This is a genomic window from Yersinia intermedia, from assembly GCF_900635455.1.
GTDB classification, from domain to species: domain Bacteria; phylum Pseudomonadota; class Gammaproteobacteria; order Enterobacterales; family Enterobacteriaceae; genus Yersinia; species Yersinia intermedia.
Genome location: NZ_LR134116.1, coordinates 786,318 through 801,966 on the forward strand (window position 1 = coordinate 786,318; position 15,649 = coordinate 801,966).

The window sequence follows — 15,649 nt, forward strand, 5'->3', positions numbered from 1 at the left end:
AATCAATTTTTCTCAATACGTTCCAAGAGAGAGTGAGTCAGGTCTACTCTGATATCATTACAGGTTCTGGCAATGCGATATTGGAAAGCAGAATCGAGGATGGTTGTCATCTCGCCATTCATGCTGCTTCGTACTTTTATATAGGTTTTGGCTTCGCCCAATAAATGGTTCAGCTCTGCACTGCGAGCCATAAATTTGGTTTGTTTAACCTGCTGCAATGCTCTCAACTCTTTCAGACAGGGCTCCAAAATGGCGTCATACTCTTCGCGAGCAACACCCGTCGTCGAGTTAATTGATGATGGCGACGGGGAAACTTGGCTGCTTACCGTCTGGTATTGATGCCCAATAGGTGAAGATGGTGGGGTTATTGGGGCCTGTTGTGTAACAGAAGTCGATCCCGGTGCCGGTTTTTGCGATGCAGACTGTTGAGTCGCGTTTTGACACCCCATTAAAGACAGGGAAAGAGTAACAAGTGCTATACTTTTTTTCATTATTGCAACACTCCAGAAATACTCGTCTTGAATATTTTTTGAATTTTATAAAAGAAAAAATACATTAATAGAGAGGTCACCGGTTGACGCAACTATAATGGTTTACACCATAGTGTGATCGATATCATGGCCATTACGGAGTCAACAATCCCTGTAATTAGATAAATAACTTTAAAGATGGTTTCATCTCTGTGGAAATCATCATTGTTGGCTATTAATCTAAAATAAAGCCCACCCACAAATGCTTAAAGTTATTTACTTTTCAGAAGATAAAATTTTTAACGTATCTGGGGAGATGCCAATATTGTGCTTATGCTACTGTTTTTTTAGCTAAAAAGTAAGAGTAAGATGGATTTTTATTAATTAAAATCAATATGGATGAAATTAATCAAATAGATACGCTCACGAAGTGGCTGACCGTTTTATGGAATTTAATAGAAAGCTGAGTGTTCGCGATGAATTGCTATATGAGATATATCTTGTATGGTGTAGGACGTTAATTGGGAATTATCTTGGATTAATAGGCTAGGTATATATCGTGTTTCAGAATAGAGTTATATATCCGTCATACTTGAGGCGGTATCTTTATTGGCTGGGTTTATTTATGAAAGTCTGTACTTCAATTTGAAGCCGAGGATATTGATATAGTAACAGACACCTTGAGTTAGAACGGTTATCGGCTGTTAATCGCTAAACGTGAAGAACGCCGGGGTCAGATGGTTACCCGACTGCTTAGCCCTGAGGGGGTACTGACAGGAGTTCACTCCATAGTTACGCCATGACATCCAATAACAATCATGAGCCTGCATTTCAATCAGGCTCATGATTGTTAAGTAAACATTTACGGCATGGAGCGCGAGACTCACTTTGTAATACGCAGCCTGACTTAAAATGTTGCGTCACCAGTGGTGAAATGCGGATCAGACTATTGTCAGTACACCCCACCGTGCCTTCACTCAGACCGTGATTGCAGCCACAAAGCGACGGGTAATTTGCTGAGGGCGAGTGATCGCGCCTCCTACTACTACCGCGTGCGCCCCCAGAGCCAGACAGCGAGCAGCCATTTCCGGTGTTTCCACATTGCCTTCTGCAATCACTGGCAGGTCAACTGCGGCTAACACTTCACGTAGAAAACGGAAATCCTCCTGAGCCAGCTTTTGCCCTGCGGTTTCTTTGGTATAACCGTGTAACGTAGTCCCCACACAATCAAATCCCAGATAGTTGGCATGTGTTGCCTCTTCCAGGGTAGCGATATCTGCCATCAGCAGTAACGAGGGATATTTGGCTCGAATCGCTGCGATTAGTTCCGGTAACTGCAGCTCGCCTGGTCGCTGATGGAATGTGGCGTCCAAGGCAATCATCTGTGGTGCTACGATCATCAACTCATCTATTTCTGTCATCGTCGCGGTGATATAAACCTCACTGCCTGGATAATCCCGTTTGATGATACCAATCACTGGCAACTCGACCGAACGGAGGATGGCTTTCACATCCTCCAGGCTGTTCGCGCGGATCGCCGCGGCCCCTCCCTGTTCGGCAGCGACTGCCATGCGCGACATAATAAAATCACTGTGCAAGGGTTCATGCTCCAGAGCCTGACAAGACACCACCAACTTTCCTTTAATTTGCTGCAAAATCGACACACTCATAAATCCATTAACTCCTCTACTTCATTTTTAATGATGGTCACATGTGGGCCGTAAATCACTTGAACGCCATTGCCGCGAATGATAACTGCACGTGCGCCAGTGGCTTTTAATCCTGTTTCATCAACACACTTGCTCTGTTTCAGCGTGATGCGTAAACGCGTGGCACAGCAATCCAGTTCCACGATATTGTCTTTACCACCCAATGCTGTCAGAACATGCTGCGCACGTGCTGTTCCAGGTGGTGCCGTTTCTGTCGCTGCATCATCACCGCGCCCCGGTGTTTTGAAATTGAAGCGAAGGATCAGGAAACGGAATGTGAAGTAGTACAAGAAGAACCAGGGGATACCGACCAATGGCACGTACATCCAATGGGTTTTGGCTTCCCCCTGCAAAACACCAAATAGAATAAAATCGATAAAACCGCCGGAAAACGTTTGGCCTATGGTGATGTGCAGAATATGGGCCAGCATAAAGGCCAGACCGTCAAATACCGCATGGACCACATACAGCGCCGGGGCAATAAACAAGAATGAGAATTCGATAGGTTCAGTGATCCCGGTGAGGAAAGAGGTCAGCGCCGCAGAAAGCAGCAGCCCACCAACAAGTTTGCGGTTTTCAGGCCGTGCGGTTTGATACATCGCCAGGCAAGCGCCAACCAGGCCGAACATCATGGTAATAAAGCGGCCAGACATAAAGCGTGCGGTGCCGATGTAGAATTGCTGCGTGTTGGGGTCGGCCAGTTGTGCGAAGAAGATACGCTGTGTTCCCTCCACGAGTTGCCCGTTGATTACTTCACTGCCACCGAGAGCTGTCGTCCAGAAAGGCAGATAGAAAATATGATGCAGGCCAAAGGGGCCAAGCATGCGCAGTACAAAACCGTAGATGAAGGTTCCCACATAACCGGTAGCATCCACCAGACCGCCCAAACCAAAGATTACCTGCTGGAAGTGCGGCCAAACCAGGGTCATCAATCCCCCCACGCCAATCGCCGCCAATGAACTAATGATGGGAACAAAGCGGGAGCCACCAAAGAAACCCAGAAACTGCGGGAGAGCAATCTTGTTGTAGCGATTATGCAAATACCACGTCACTAACCCGATAATCACCCCACCGAATACGCCAGTTTCCAGTGTCTGAACCCCCAAGATCATCCCTTGTCCCACCGCGCCGAGATTATCCGTTGCCAACGAACCGTTAATCTTCAACAAGGCGTTGATGGTGGCATTCATCACCAGATAAGCAATTAATGATGCTAACCCAGCAGTGCCCTTATCACTTTTTGCCAACCCCACAGCCACGCCCACGGCAAACAGCACCGCCAGATTGGCGAACACGGTAGAACCCGCGCTGGCCATAACGATGAAGATACCTTGGAGCCAACCGACATTCAGGAAAGGGTAAGCTTCGACGGTATTCGGATTGGAAAGCGCCCCACCAATCCCTAGCAGCAGCCCGGCTGCTGGCAGAACGGCGATAGGCAACATAAATGATTTACCAAAAAGCTGAGCTTTTTCAAACCAGCCTCCTGACTGTGTCCCCTCTAACTTTGACATAAATCCCCCGCTTAAATTATTTTTGTGGTAAAAATTATTACCACAAATTAAATATAATTTAGGTAATTTTTTTCAAAAGGATGATGGATTTCACAATTAGCGAATTTAGCTGGCGGGAGATGAAGGCTTTCCGTCACAATAGAAACAGGAATAATCAGAAGGGTAACTTGATGAATACTGGAAATTTGTTATTACGCCTCAGACAAGATTTGGCCGGTTACAGCCCTACGCTGCAAAAACTTGGGAATTTTGTCATCGAAGAATCATCCAGAGTTATCTACTTTACCATCACTGAATTAGCCCGCGAGAGTGGCACCAGTGAGGCCAGCGTGACCCGTCTGTGCCGGCATTTGGGCTGCAAAGGTTACACCGAATTTAAAATGATATTGGCGCTGTGCGTACAGCAAAGCCAACCAGAGATCGCCTCCAATCTGAGCACTACGGAAAACTTGGTAGAAGAAAGTGTACAAGCGCTGCGTGATACCGGAGCCTTACTTGATCATCAAGCACTACAACAGGCTGCGCAGGCGTTGCATCAGGCAGAAACAGTGCAGATTTATGGCGTAGCGGCCAGCGCGATTATCGGTGACTTCTTGCAATACAAACTGTTGCGTGTGGGTAAACCAGCCCTGCTATTCAGCGACATGCACCGTGCGGCGATGAATGCTTCTTCACTGGGCCTGAATGATATGCTGATTGCCATTTCCAGCTCTGGTTCCACCAAAGACATTTTGCACGCAGTAACGCTCGCTAAACAGCGCCAAGCGCGGGTAATAGTTATCAGTAACACCCAACGCAGTCCTTTGGCCAAACTGGCCGATACGCTATTGGTAGCGGCAAAGCCCGAAGGCCCACTCAACGCTGGTACGCTTCCGGCTAAAGTTGGCGCAATGTTGTTGGTGGAGTTTATCGTTGCAGAGCTGACAAAACGCGATCCTGCCTACAGCCAATCCATTCAGGACACTGCAAGTGCAACATTCCCTCTGTTGCTTTGACGCCAAACTACCACCCTGATAATAGAATCGGTTTTGAAGGGGGGGGGCGTTTTGGGGGGCCGGTTGAGTAGACATAGAGGGAGGGTAATCGTACAAAAACCGGCACTGTTGCAAATAGTCGTTAAGGGTAAGTTTTCTCTCCGGTTAAAACGTACAGGCAGCTTAGAAAGCGGGCTTTTCTAAATAACAGTGTCACGGTTTTAACTCATAGTGAACAACTGAGTGGCAGCTAAAAATTATTGAATATAATGATCTGGTCAAAGAATAATTGCCATTATTTAACCAACAGGTATTACATCCTCGGGATAAATAAAATCCAACTCAAGTTCTGATCTTCCCGTCTTCCCCTCTCCTCGGACTGTATATGTACAAGGATTAGGGAAGAGGGAAGTTGTTCTCGTTGGCTAACGTTACCCTTACTGCAGCTCAGGCCAGTAGTCCTTGTTAGCTTCAATCAAGTCATCAAGTATCGCTTTAGCAACCGATGCGCTCGGCACAGTCTTGGACAGTGTAATGGCTTGCCACAGCTTCTGATAAGAACGGTGTTCCCAAGCATCGACCACCAGCTTTTCTACCGCCACCTGCTGGCTCATCAGCCCTTTCTGGAATTGCGGGATATTGCCAACCACCAGCGGTTCAGGGCCGTTCTTGCCAACCAGACATGGGATCTCGACCATGGCTTCTGGGTCGAAGTTATTAATGGCACCGTTATTTGGCACAATCAGTAACATGCGTTCTTGCGTGTTGAAGGCGATGGCTGTTGCCAGATCGACGATGTAAGAGGCATGCTCATCGATTTCCAACTCGCCTGCCGAGGATTTACCCGCCTGGATAATGGCATTGCAGGAGCCGAAAACGTGCTTCTCGCGGTGATCCATGACCTCGTTAGCGCGGGTACGCTCTGGGTTGGAATGCGCTACTACGTAGTCCGGGAACAGATAGTATTTCAGGTAAGTATTCGGGAAGGTCTCTGGATCCAACGCCCAGACATCTTTCGCTTTGGCAAAGGTGTCATTCCAACTCGCCTCGGTACTCTGTTCATCTGATGGCGGAACGTAGCCAAATTTAGCCACATATTCGCGGATTTTAGGCATCAAATCGTTGCCCTGTAGATCCTCAATCGATGTCCACCAGCCGAAGTGGTTCAGCCCGTAGTAACGCACGCGCATCTCTTTGCGGTCTTTCAGACCAGCAATTTGCGCCATGCGGCTTTCAATGCCAATTGGCATATCGCAGATGTTGAGGATTTTCGCCGTTGGGCGCAGACGACGGGTTGCTTCTGCCACAATCGCCGCTGGGTTGGAATAGTTTAGCATCCAGGCGTTTGGCGAGTATTGCTCCATATAGTCGACAATTTCCAGCACGCCGCCGATGGAGCGCATGCCGTAAGCAATACCACCTGGTCCGCAGGTTTCCTGGCCAAGTACGCCGTGGCGCAGAGGGATTTTTTCATCTTTTTCACGCATCGGGTATTTGCCCACGCGGATGTGTGCCATCACGAAATCTACATCGGTAAATGCTACTTTGGGATCCGTGGTGTAGCTGAATTCGATGTCTGGTGCCTGTTCTTTCAGGATGATTTTGCACGCTTCGGCAATGGTTTCCTGGCGCGCACCATCGTTATCATAGAATTTCAGCGCGCGCAGCGGGAAACGGTGCTGGTTTGCCAGTAACATCAGTACGATACCAGGAGTGAAGGTGCTGCCACCGCCAGCTACAACTACTGAGAATTTATTCATGATACTGCCTCCGTCATGGATTTAAGTTCGCTCGAAGAAGAGTCTTTCATCAGGTTTTCGATCTGGTCGCGGACCTGCGGGACATTCAGCCCCACAATCACCTGTATACCGTTGCCGCGTCGCACCACACCGTGGGCACCCAGCGCTTTAAAAATGTCATCGCTTTGCGTCAGCGACATATCCACCAGGGTAATACGCAGGCGGGTCGCACAGTTGTTAACGCTCAGGATGTTGTTTGCTCCGCCAAGTGCTTCGAGAAAGCCGACAGCCTGGCTTTGTTTGGTTTCTTTAGTTACCGATGCCGTAGTTTGCTTGCGGGATGCTTGATAATCCGCTTTGCTATAGAGCTTGATTTCGGCCTCTTCCCGGCCCGGTGTTTTCAGGTTGAAGCGCAGGATCAGCAAGCGGAACACCACGAAGTAGAGACCGGTGAAGATGAGGCCGATGCCAATCTGGGTGAACATCATTGACGCATGGTTGTGGAACATCGGGATCCAGTTTTGTGGCAGGAACTGGTCAAGCAGGCCGCCGCCCATATTGCCCACCACGCCGCACATATACATTACCGTCGCCATGGTTGCGGCCAGAAATGCGTGGACGACAAACAGCACCGGCGAGATAAACAGGAAGGTAAATTCCAGTGGTTCGGTAATGCCGACCAGCATCGCCGTCAACGTGGCAGGGATCAGCAAACCTGCCACCTTCACTCGATTTTCAGGTGCAGCGGTGGCGTAGAGGGCCAGCGCAATCCCCAGGCAGCCAAATATCTTCGAGTTACCGTGCAGCGCAAAGCCACCTTCTGGGAATAGCGTTTTTAGCGGCAGCGTGCTTTGACTGAACTCCTGCAAATGCTGCGCCCAGTAAACCTGAATGCCGCTTTCCACTACTGCCGGGCCAAAGATAAATGGGCCATAGATGAAGTGATGTAGCCCCGTCGGGATCAGGATGCGCTCAAGGAAGGTGTAAACCCACACGCCGAGTGAACCCGCGCTGCGTAGGAACTCCTGCAGTGATTCAATCCCCATCTGTACTTTTGGCCAGCCGAACAGGGTAAGCCACGCACAAGGGATCATGGCGAAGAAGGCTACAATGACGACGAATGAGCTACCCTGGAAAATACCGAGGAAAACGGGAAGTGGCTTATCAAAATAGCGGTTGTGGATAGCGGTGACCAATCCCGAAATCACAATCGCACCGATAATACTGGTATCGAGAGTTTTGATGCCGGCAATCATAGTGAGCCCAGTTCCCGCCACTGGGTCGACGCTAAAATCAACGCCAAAGTAGTGACCCCAGGTCATTCCCATTGCGTTAATGAAGTAGTTCCAGGTCATGAAACTGACTAGCACGGCCAGACAGGCGCGGCCCTGAGCCTGTTTTGCCAGACCAATAGGTAAACCCACAGCGAAAATCAGTGGCATATTACGAAATACCGTCCAGCCACCTTCTTCAATAATATGGACGATTTGCGCAAATAAGTTATCGGGTGCAGTGAGCGCTTCGCCGACAAACATCGGGTTACTTAGCATAATGGCGATACCGACCACAATCCCGGCAAACGGGAATAGCAGGACTGGGGTAAACATTGCACCACCAAAACGTTGTATTTGACTGAGCATTTTAAATCCTCATGTAACAACCTGTAGGGGACGTGACCTTATTCTTTAACGCGGGTCTGAGAAGCAGAGTAGGGAGTTCATGAAGTGTTATCTTTGTCCGTCGCACCGATTCGTGATCACATTCATGGTTTTTGTTTGTACCAAGTTGTCTACTTTTTGTCGTAAAGCTGTACATGACGATTTCCCATAGAACCTTCACGGGATGATGTTGATTACAACTTAAATAAAAACAGCATATTAGTTTATAGTATGTAGATTATTTAAGCGCAGTGCGAAACTCCAGAGAGGTCTACCAGTGATCTACAAATCCATAGCCGACAGACTACGTATCCGACTCAATTCTGCCGATTACAATATCGGCAGCCCATTGCCTGCGGAGGTTCGCTTGGCGGAAGAGTTTGGCGTCTCCCGCATGACCATTCGCAAGGCGATAGATTTGCTGGTGGGATGGGGATTGGTGGAGCGCCGCCACGGTAGCGGTACTTATATCGCGAAGAAAGATGTACATCATGAAACCACCAACCTGACCGGATTTATCGAGGTGATGCGCAATCAGGGTAAGGAAGTGGTAAGTGATGTGTTGGAGTTTACTATTATGCCCGCACCACCCGCTATCGCCAGCCAGTTGCGCATTAAGATTGATGAACGGATCTACTACTCGCGCCGAGTTCGTTCGGTCGATGGCAAACCTCTGATGGTAGAAGACAGCTACATGCCAGCGAAGCTCTATCGCAATTTGTCCGTTGCCCACCTTGAGGGGTCAAAATTCAGCTATATCGAAGATGAATGCCACATCATCGTGTGTGGTAATTATGAGAGCCTCACACCTGTACTTGCCGATAAAAAGATGGCGAAGCTGCTGAATGTCGATGAGTTGACACCTATTTTGCGCATCACCTCGCTGTCATACAGCGACAGTGGCGATTTCGTGAATTACTCCGTAATGTTCAGAAATGCCAGCGAGTACCAGGTGGATTACCATTTACGGCGGGAGCATGTGAAAGTAGGCGTTGTTGAATAAATTGGGCAGTTAGCTTTTGTGGGTGAATGAGAATCGAAACACGGATAACGATGAAACAAGCGGAGTTGCTTATTTTAAGGGCGTTAAAATGTTACAAAAGTTACACTTGCAGAAAAAATGCACTCCTGTAACATTTTAATATATTGCTTCTGGTTTTTCCCTGGTGTTGACTAGACTGATGTAGTCACCTGACTCTTGTGGTCAGGTTTTTTTATCAACTTGTCTAATCATTATACGGGTGTGAGTACGGGACGGTAGTTGTACTAAAGTGCAATAATTCATTGCACTTTATGTCAGTCAATGGAGAAGGTGAATGCATTCTTGTTTCAAGAAGAGTGAAGAAATAATCGAGACACTACGTGATTATATTGATAGAAAACTCATCGACTATGATCGTCCAAGGTATACTTATATGGTGATCAATAAAAAGGACCCCGTCGATATTTTTATTGTCACTAGCTATCCGAACGAATGGGCTGATATTTACACCACCCATAACTACCAGCTTATAGACCCCGTAGTGCTGACCGCTTTCAGGCGATTCTCACCGTTTTCTTGGGATGAAAATATCACTGTCCTTTCCGAACTGAAATTATCCAAGATTTTTGCTCTCTCCAAAAAATATAATATCGTTAATGGTTTTACCTTTGTCCTTCACGATACGATGAATAATCTGGCGATGCTGTCACTTATCATGGACGATGATGTCCAGAAAGAGGTGGAAGGCAGAGTAGTGAATGACAGAGATCGGTTACAGATGGTTTTGATTGAAACCCATGAAAAGATGCTCACGCTAAGTCAAAATAAGATTAATGTTCTGGGCCTCAAGGGGACAGGTATATCCAGTAAAACCCTTTTATCTCCACGAGAAAATGAAGTACTTCATTGGGCCAGTATGGGTAAAACGTATCAGGAAATTGCGCTGATCACAGGCATTACATCCCGAACGGTGAAATATCATATAGGAAATGTGGTGAAAAAGCTGGGTGTGATCAACGCCAAACAGGCCATCAGGCTTGGCGTTGAACTGGAACTGATTAAGCCGGTTCTGGCATGACGGGCAGCGCCATAGGCCATGCACTCAATATTGAGTCTGAATCTTGTAACCTTTGGTTAACCTGTCGAAGCAGTTGTGTCTGGTTATATTGATCTGTCGGAAGACAGAGCAGATAGATAGGTTCATTTTCGGTGACATACGCTTCTTTAATCACCTCAACCTGCCAGCCTGAACGTTTAAGTATGGTCAACATAGCCCGGCTGACGATAGTATAAATACCCGTGTATCCATGATGTCTGGAGTAATTTATAATCGACAGAAAGAACACATAACTGATGGGAAAAGTCCCCCCAAAAAGCAGTTTTGCGCGGGTTTTATCAACGAAGAAACGGCTCGACTCAATATAACCCTTTCCGGGTAACGCGATATCCTCGAAGAGGGTGGTGAAAGTATGCGTGATCATATTGGGTAAATGGAGATCGATAAAACGAACACTACAAATTAATTGACCTTGATAAATACCCAGGAGATAACGCGTATCTGGATTATCATATTCATCAAACTCCATTCCATTGCTGCAATTTACCGCCCAGTTAAGGCGATCCTTAAATGTTTTTTTCCTCAGTTTATACAGGTCCTCAGACCGTATATCAGTCAACTCATCATATTTGACATCAAAAATTTCTAACATGTAATTTCCTGATATTTAATACTGCCAGAGTGTTATATGTAAGATCGCCTTTCATCATCATAAAGTAAGTTGTTGTATTCGGAAACTACCGTAAGTGTCATATGTAATCTCTCTTGTTTAGAAAAATTGGTTGTTTGGGGCACAATGCGGTGACCGTCAAAAAAAATAGTAAGACTACTCGCCGTTTTCTACATTCCTGTTCACTGCCCAATTCTGGGCTCACCAGTCCAGTCGGAAAAATAACCCAGCAAGTGATGTTGGCAATGCCCGCTTAACCGCAGCCCCTCAGAACACCGATCCGCATTAGCTCTGGGGACGCCAATTCGGAACCCACCAAAAGGAGCTGGTCGGCGATTAGCGTTCCTTATCCTCTTTTTAGCATTTTTGCAGCCTGCATTTTGATTGTGACCAACTTCAACCTTTCTATTTGTGTGCCGATATTTGTTATTCCCTTTTTATTAACGCTGCCAGTATGGGCTCAGGATCGTGGGCGCTGTAGTCAGGCGGTATCTGAGTGAATCCCATGAAATGGCATTAATCATTTCATGGGGGGAATGAAAGTGGCCACCGTAGCAGCAGCGGGGATCGGGTTTAGAAAACAAGGGACACAATGGAAAAGGAACGGATTATTCAAGAGTTTGTTCCCGGTAAACAGGTGACTCTGGCTCATATCATCGCGCATCCTGGCGAGGATTTAGCGAAGAAGATCGGAGTTCCCGGTGCAGAAGCTATTGGCATCATGACGCTAACGCCAGGCGAAACTGCCATGATTGCTGGCGATTTGGCAACAAAAGCGGCGAATGTGCAAATTGGTTTTCTCGACCGTTTTACCGGTGCGTTAGTGGTGTATGGCTCAGTAGGCGCTGTTGAAGAGTCATTACAACAAACGGTCACAGGATTGGGAAATTTGCTCAACTATGCCGTGTGTTCGTTAACCCGGAGCTAATGATGATGCGCACTATTTTTGTTGGTGCCGTTGGTGCCGGAAAAACAACGTTATTTAATGCGTTACGGGGAGATTACTCTCTGGCGAGAAAAACGCAGGCCATTGAGTTTAACGACGAGGGCGATATTGATACCCCCGGAGAATATTTTAGTCACCCACGCTTATATCACGCGTTAATTAATACGTTGGTCGAGTGCGAATTGTTGATTTATGTTCACGCTGCCAACGATCCTGAATGCCGCATTCCAACAGGCTTGCTGGATATCTATTCCCACTTGAAGCGCGTTGCCGTAATCAGCAAAGCCGATTTACCCGACGCAGATGTGGCAGGTGTAAAACAAATGCTGGCAGAGGTCGGATTCAAGCCTCCGATGTTCGTGGTGAACAGTAACTCGAGCACCAGCCTGGAAGCGTTTAAGGCGTTTTTGACTGAACAATACGGTCAGGACAAAAGGGTTAAATGATGAAAAAACTGATCACGGCGAATGACATTCGCACCGCACAAGCTCAAGGCCAAAAGAGTATTGATATCGTGTTGGCCGATTACATCGTGACGCCAGAGGCGCGAGTGGTTGCAGAGCAACTGGACGTCAAAATTATCGAGCAACTAACCGCCGAACCTTCAGCACCAACTGCTGCCGATGTTCAGGTAACCGCAGCGGAAAATGACAACACAATCGCTGAACGTCAGCGTATTCGTGAGCATATCTTGGCGCAGTTACCTGAAGGCAGCGTGACTGAAACGTTGTTATCCCAACTTATCGAAAGAGTGCAGCAGGAGCAGCGCGCGCAGAACCAGTCTGTTGCGCCGCCAAATACTACTCAGCCAAGTTTTCGCTCGGTTACGGGCAAAGGTGGCATCAAAGTGGTTGATGGATCTTCCGTAATGTTTGGTCGTTTTGACGGTGCGAAAGAGCATCAGGTGGGGCTTACTGATCTGATCACCGCTCAAGACGGCAGCAGCATGGCGGCAGGGTTTATGCAGTGGGAAAACGGTTTTTTCCCTTGGACGCTGAACTACGACGAAATTGACATGATTTTGGAAGGCGAACTGCACATCCGCCATCAAGGTGAAACGCTGGTGGGCAAAGCGGGCGATGTGATGTTTATCCCGCGCGGTTCCAGCATTGAATTCGGTACGACCAGCCATGTGCGCTTTTTATACGTGGCATGGCCCGCTAACTGGCAGGAATGCTAAGCAGGGGCACCTATGACAACCTTTATCACCGAAGATTGGTTACGCGCTAATCATACCTTGAGCGAAGGGAGTGAAATTCGTTTGCCGTCAGATAGCCGCATGACGCCATCGGCTCGCGAACTGATAGAAGGACATCGGCTGTTGGTGAAATTTCAGGATGAGCAAGGGCGATTATTTGTTGCCCCATCACTTGATACATCGCCCACAGCATTAATGGAAAGCGACGATACGGCCAAGATCCCCAAGTTGCAGGCGGTACATGGGCTTACCAGCCAAGATAGCGTTTCGGTTGCAAGCTGTGAGCTTTGTCATCAGACGGTGATGCATAAGCCCGATACGCTGACTCATCTCAATGCGCAGGTTATGGTCGCAAAAAACGATCCGCGTTTAGCTTTTCGCGCTCGTTTAGATGCCACCATCGCTATTGCCGTATGGTTGCAAAATGAGTTGAAAACGCTTGATTCTGCTCAGTATTGGCTGGCAGATATTCGCTCGTTACTCGGTAATATCATGCGGGCTGATGCCTTGGATATTCCCTTGGCTGCGCAAAAAATTGTGGGGCTGAGCACAGATGAACTTCACCGTTTATCGCATCAACCGCTCAAATACCTCGGGCACGATCACATTGTTCCAGATGTGACCCAGGGGCGCGAAGTCGCGCTACTAAATTTACTGCGTGTCTCGGTGCGAGAAACTGAAATTACGGCGGCTCAGGTTTTTATCGGTGCCGATTACCATGTGCAAAAAGCTGATTTGCTTCAAGCTCTTAATCGCTTATCCAGTGCGGTGTATGTGTTGATGATCCTGTGCGTGCGTCAAAATATGCACCCAGGTGCATTGCCTACCACTGAACAGCTTAAGCAAAGGATCGCAAGTGGGGGCAGCTCATGTTAATTGATCGCTGTCGGCGGATGGCGCAAAGCCATCCTCGGCGGGTGGTTTTCCCTGATGCTCTTGATAAGCGGGTGCTGGAAGCCGCTCATTATTTATTACACCACAGTTTGGCTCAGCCAATTTTGCTGGCGAATCCCTTTGCTCTACGCCATTTCGCACTGAGTCAGCGCTTAACATTGGACGGCATGACGGTTATTGATCCGCAAAATGCCGATGATTGGCACCATGAGTTTTGCCAGCGTCTAACGCAGCGTTTGGGTGAGAAAACGCCCGCAGACTGTGACGAGAAAATGCGTCAGCCGCTGTGGTTTGCTGCTGCGATGGTGACTGGCGGTAAAGCTGATTTATGCATTGCCGGAAATCTCTCGTCAACCGCTGCCGTATTGCGCGCAGGGTTACGGGTCATGGGGCTTCAGGCAGGAACCAAAACTCTGTCATCCCTATTTTTAATGCTGCCTCCGCAAGGTGACGAGGTGCTGGGTTTTGCCGATTGCAGCGTGGTTCCTCAACCAACCTCAGCGCAATTGGCGGATATCGCCATAAGCAGCGCTGCAACGTATCAAATGATTACGGGGGCTGAATCTCGCGTGGCGATGCTTTCGTTTTCAACCCGTGGAAGTGCCAAGCATTCGGCAGTGGCATCTGTTCAACAGGCCACAGAGATAGTTCGCCAGCGTTTACCGACGCTGATTGTTGATGGCGAATTACAGTTTGACGCGGCTTTTGTACCCGCGGTCGCGCGGCAAAAAGCGCCAGATAGCTTACTGGAAGGGCGCGCTAATGTGATGGTATTCCCTTCACTTGAGGCAGGAAATATCGGCTATAAGATTGCTCAGCGCTTGGCCGGATATCGTGCTTTAGGGCCGTTGATTCAAGGACTTAATGCACCTATGCATGACTTATCACGCGGGTGTAGCTCACGTGAAATTATCGAACTGGTGCTGGTGGCACAAACGCAATGCTCATTGTCCGTAACACCAGCAAAAGCAAATGGAGTCGCATCTGCTGTTGCGTAACTCCAGCCAGAAATGGCGGTATGCCCAAATTAGTTGGTGTGTAGCTCACGTTGCGGCACCAAGTAAAAGGGTGGTTTTAACCGGTCCCTACGGGATCTCATTGAGAGGTATATATCATGGAAGCATTAGGATTGATTGAAACCAAGGGCCTGGTCGCACTGATCGAAGCATCGGATGCCATGGTTAAGGCTGCTCGCGTTAAATTGGTAGGAGTGAAGCAGATTGGTGGCGGTTTGGTGACCGCAATGGTTCGTGGTGATGTGGCCGCATGTAAGGCCGCAACAGATGCGGGCGCTGCTGCGGCACAACGTATCGGTGAACTGGTTTCTGTGCACGTTATTCCACGTCCGCATGGTGATCTGGAAGAAATTTTCCCTATCAAAATGTCTGGCGACAACCCACTGGATTAATCGTTGCTCGCGTGACGCCGTAATCTGACGTCACGCCATTTTATCTACCCAGATTTTTTGCTGCCTGCGGGCGGTGCGGGACGTCTTTGCTCTGCGTTTATGCAAAACGTTTTAAAAATAGTAAGGAGATAAACGTGAAACTGGCCGTCGTGATAGGACAGATCGTATGTACCGTGCGGCATCCCGGACTTGAGCACGACAAGCTGCTACTGGTTGAGACGATCAACCGTCAGGGTGAACCGAGCGGAGAGTGCAGCGTCGCAACCGACAGTATTGGCGCAGGTAACGGTGAATGGGTGCTGGTGGTGGGGGGAAGCTCCGCACGCCGTGCGCAACACAGTGAGGCATCACCCGTCGATTTAAGCATCATTGGCATCGTAGACGAAGTCGTGATGGAGAGTCAGGTGATTTTCCATAAGTAATTTCCCAC

General features: G+C 48.2%; 16 protein-coding genes and 1 pseudogene. 11 read left to right on the plus strand and 6 right to left on the minus strand.

Going from position 1 to position 15,649, the window contains the following annotated elements:
• Window positions 1-2: 2 nt before the first annotated feature.
• Window positions 3-491 carry a hypothetical protein gene (locus EL015_RS03580; protein WP_032907303.1) on the minus strand — a complete coding sequence of 163 codons (489 nt, stop codon included), beginning with the start codon at window positions 489-491 and terminating at the stop codon, window positions 3-5.
• A gap of 671 nt (window positions 492-1,162) precedes the next feature.
• Here EL015_RS03580 and EL015_RS22065 point away from each other — a divergent pair.
• A pseudogene (locus tag EL015_RS22065) lies at window positions 1,163-1,273 on the plus strand (glyoxalase); the annotation flags it as partial.
• Window positions 1,274-1,447: 174 nt separating this feature from the next.
• On the opposite strand, the gene EL015_RS03590 reads toward EL015_RS22065, so the two are convergent.
• Window positions 1,448-2,140: an N-acetylmannosamine-6-phosphate 2-epimerase gene (locus tag EL015_RS03590; protein WP_032907301.1), complete on the minus strand. Its 693-nt coding sequence runs from the start codon at window positions 2,138-2,140 to the stop codon at window positions 1,448-1,450.
• Complete coding sequence (locus tag EL015_RS03595) at window positions 2,137-3,693, minus strand: maltose/glucose-specific PTS transporter subunit IIC (protein ID WP_032907300.1); 1,557 nt, start codon at window positions 3,691-3,693, stop codon at window positions 2,137-2,139. Before EL015_RS03595 ends, EL015_RS03590 begins: the two co-directional genes overlap by 4 nt.
• Window positions 3,694-3,860: 167 nt before the next feature.
• On the opposite strand from EL015_RS03595, the gene EL015_RS03600 reads away from it, so the two are divergent.
• Entirely contained in the window at window positions 3,861-4,688 is an 828-nt protein-coding gene (locus EL015_RS03600) for a MurR/RpiR family transcriptional regulator (protein WP_032907332.1), read from the plus strand.
• A gap of 416 nt (window positions 4,689-5,104) precedes the next feature.
• Here EL015_RS03600 and EL015_RS03605 read toward each other — a convergent pair whose 3' ends face one another.
• Window positions 5,105-6,427 (minus strand): 6-phospho-alpha-glucosidase, encoded by a 1,323-nt coding sequence (locus EL015_RS03605; protein ID WP_032907299.1) that lies wholly within the window; start codon window positions 6,425-6,427, stop codon window positions 5,105-5,107.
• Window positions 6,424-8,046 carry an alpha-glucoside-specific PTS transporter subunit IIBC gene (locus tag EL015_RS03610; RefSeq protein WP_005189909.1) on the minus strand — a complete coding sequence of 541 codons (1,623 nt, stop codon included), beginning with the start codon at window positions 8,044-8,046 and terminating at the stop codon, window positions 6,424-6,426. The genes EL015_RS03605 and EL015_RS03610 overlap by 4 nt, the downstream gene beginning before the upstream one ends.
• A 295-nt stretch (window positions 8,047-8,341) precedes the next feature.
• On the opposite strand from EL015_RS03610, the gene EL015_RS03615 reads away from it, so the two are divergent.
• Together EL015_RS03615 and EL015_RS03620 are read left to right on the plus strand one after the other, a co-directional pair.
• Window positions 8,342-9,067, plus strand: coding sequence for a GntR family transcriptional regulator (locus EL015_RS03615; protein ID WP_005189905.1), 726 nt, complete (start codon window positions 8,342-8,344; stop codon window positions 9,065-9,067).
• Window positions 9,068-9,380: 313 nt separating this feature from the next.
• On the plus strand, window positions 9,381-10,124 hold the full coding sequence (locus EL015_RS03620) for a helix-turn-helix transcriptional regulator (RefSeq protein WP_032907298.1): 744 nt from the start codon (window positions 9,381-9,383) through the stop codon (window positions 10,122-10,124).
• Here EL015_RS03620 and EL015_RS03625 read toward each other — a convergent pair.
• A complete protein-coding gene (locus EL015_RS03625) occupies window positions 10,105-10,755 on the minus strand; it encodes an acyl-homoserine-lactone synthase (protein WP_032907296.1) in 651 nt (216 codons plus the stop codon). The two genes, EL015_RS03620 and EL015_RS03625, sit on opposite strands and share 20 nt — an antisense overlap.
• A gap of 610 nt (window positions 10,756-11,365) precedes the next feature.
• Between EL015_RS03625 and eutS the strand changes: the two genes are divergently transcribed.
• The 7 genes from eutS to eutN all read left to right on the plus strand — a co-directional run bounded on the left by eutS (window position 11,366) and on the right by eutN (window position 15,641).
• Entirely contained in the window at window positions 11,366-11,701 is a 336-nt protein-coding gene (gene eutS / locus EL015_RS03630) for an ethanolamine utilization microcompartment protein EutS (RefSeq protein WP_025801761.1), read from the plus strand.
• A gap of 2 nt (window positions 11,702-11,703) precedes the next feature.
• Window positions 11,704-12,165, plus strand: a complete 462-nt coding sequence (gene eutP, locus EL015_RS03635; protein ID WP_032907294.1) for a EutP/PduV family microcompartment system protein — start codon at window positions 11,704-11,706, stop codon at window positions 12,163-12,165.
• The gene (gene eutQ, locus EL015_RS03640; protein WP_005189890.1) at window positions 12,165-12,899 is read left to right on the plus strand and encodes an ethanolamine utilization acetate kinase EutQ; all 735 of its coding nucleotides are present in this window, start codon (window positions 12,165-12,167) and stop codon (window positions 12,897-12,899) included. Before eutP ends, eutQ begins: the two co-directional genes overlap by 1 nt.
• 12 nt (window positions 12,900-12,911) lie before the next feature.
• Window positions 12,912-13,793 carry an ethanolamine utilization cob(I)yrinic acid a,c-diamide adenosyltransferase EutT gene (eutT, locus tag EL015_RS03645; protein ID WP_005189886.1) on the plus strand — a complete coding sequence of 294 codons (882 nt, stop codon included), beginning with the start codon at window positions 12,912-12,914 and terminating at the stop codon, window positions 13,791-13,793.
• Window positions 13,787-14,809 (plus strand): phosphate acetyltransferase, encoded by a 1,023-nt coding sequence (gene pta / locus EL015_RS03650; RefSeq protein WP_032907292.1) that lies wholly within the window; start codon window positions 13,787-13,789, stop codon window positions 14,807-14,809. Before eutT ends, pta begins: the two co-directional genes overlap by 7 nt.
• A gap of 116 nt (window positions 14,810-14,925) precedes the next feature.
• Complete coding sequence (gene eutM / locus EL015_RS03655) at window positions 14,926-15,219, plus strand: ethanolamine utilization microcompartment protein EutM (RefSeq protein ID WP_005189879.1); 294 nt, start codon at window positions 14,926-14,928, stop codon at window positions 15,217-15,219.
• A gap of 134 nt (window positions 15,220-15,353) precedes the next feature.
• Complete coding sequence (gene eutN, locus EL015_RS03660; protein ID WP_032907291.1) at window positions 15,354-15,641, plus strand: ethanolamine utilization microcompartment protein EutN; 288 nt, start codon at window positions 15,354-15,356, stop codon at window positions 15,639-15,641.
• Window positions 15,642-15,649: the final 8 nt, after the last annotated feature.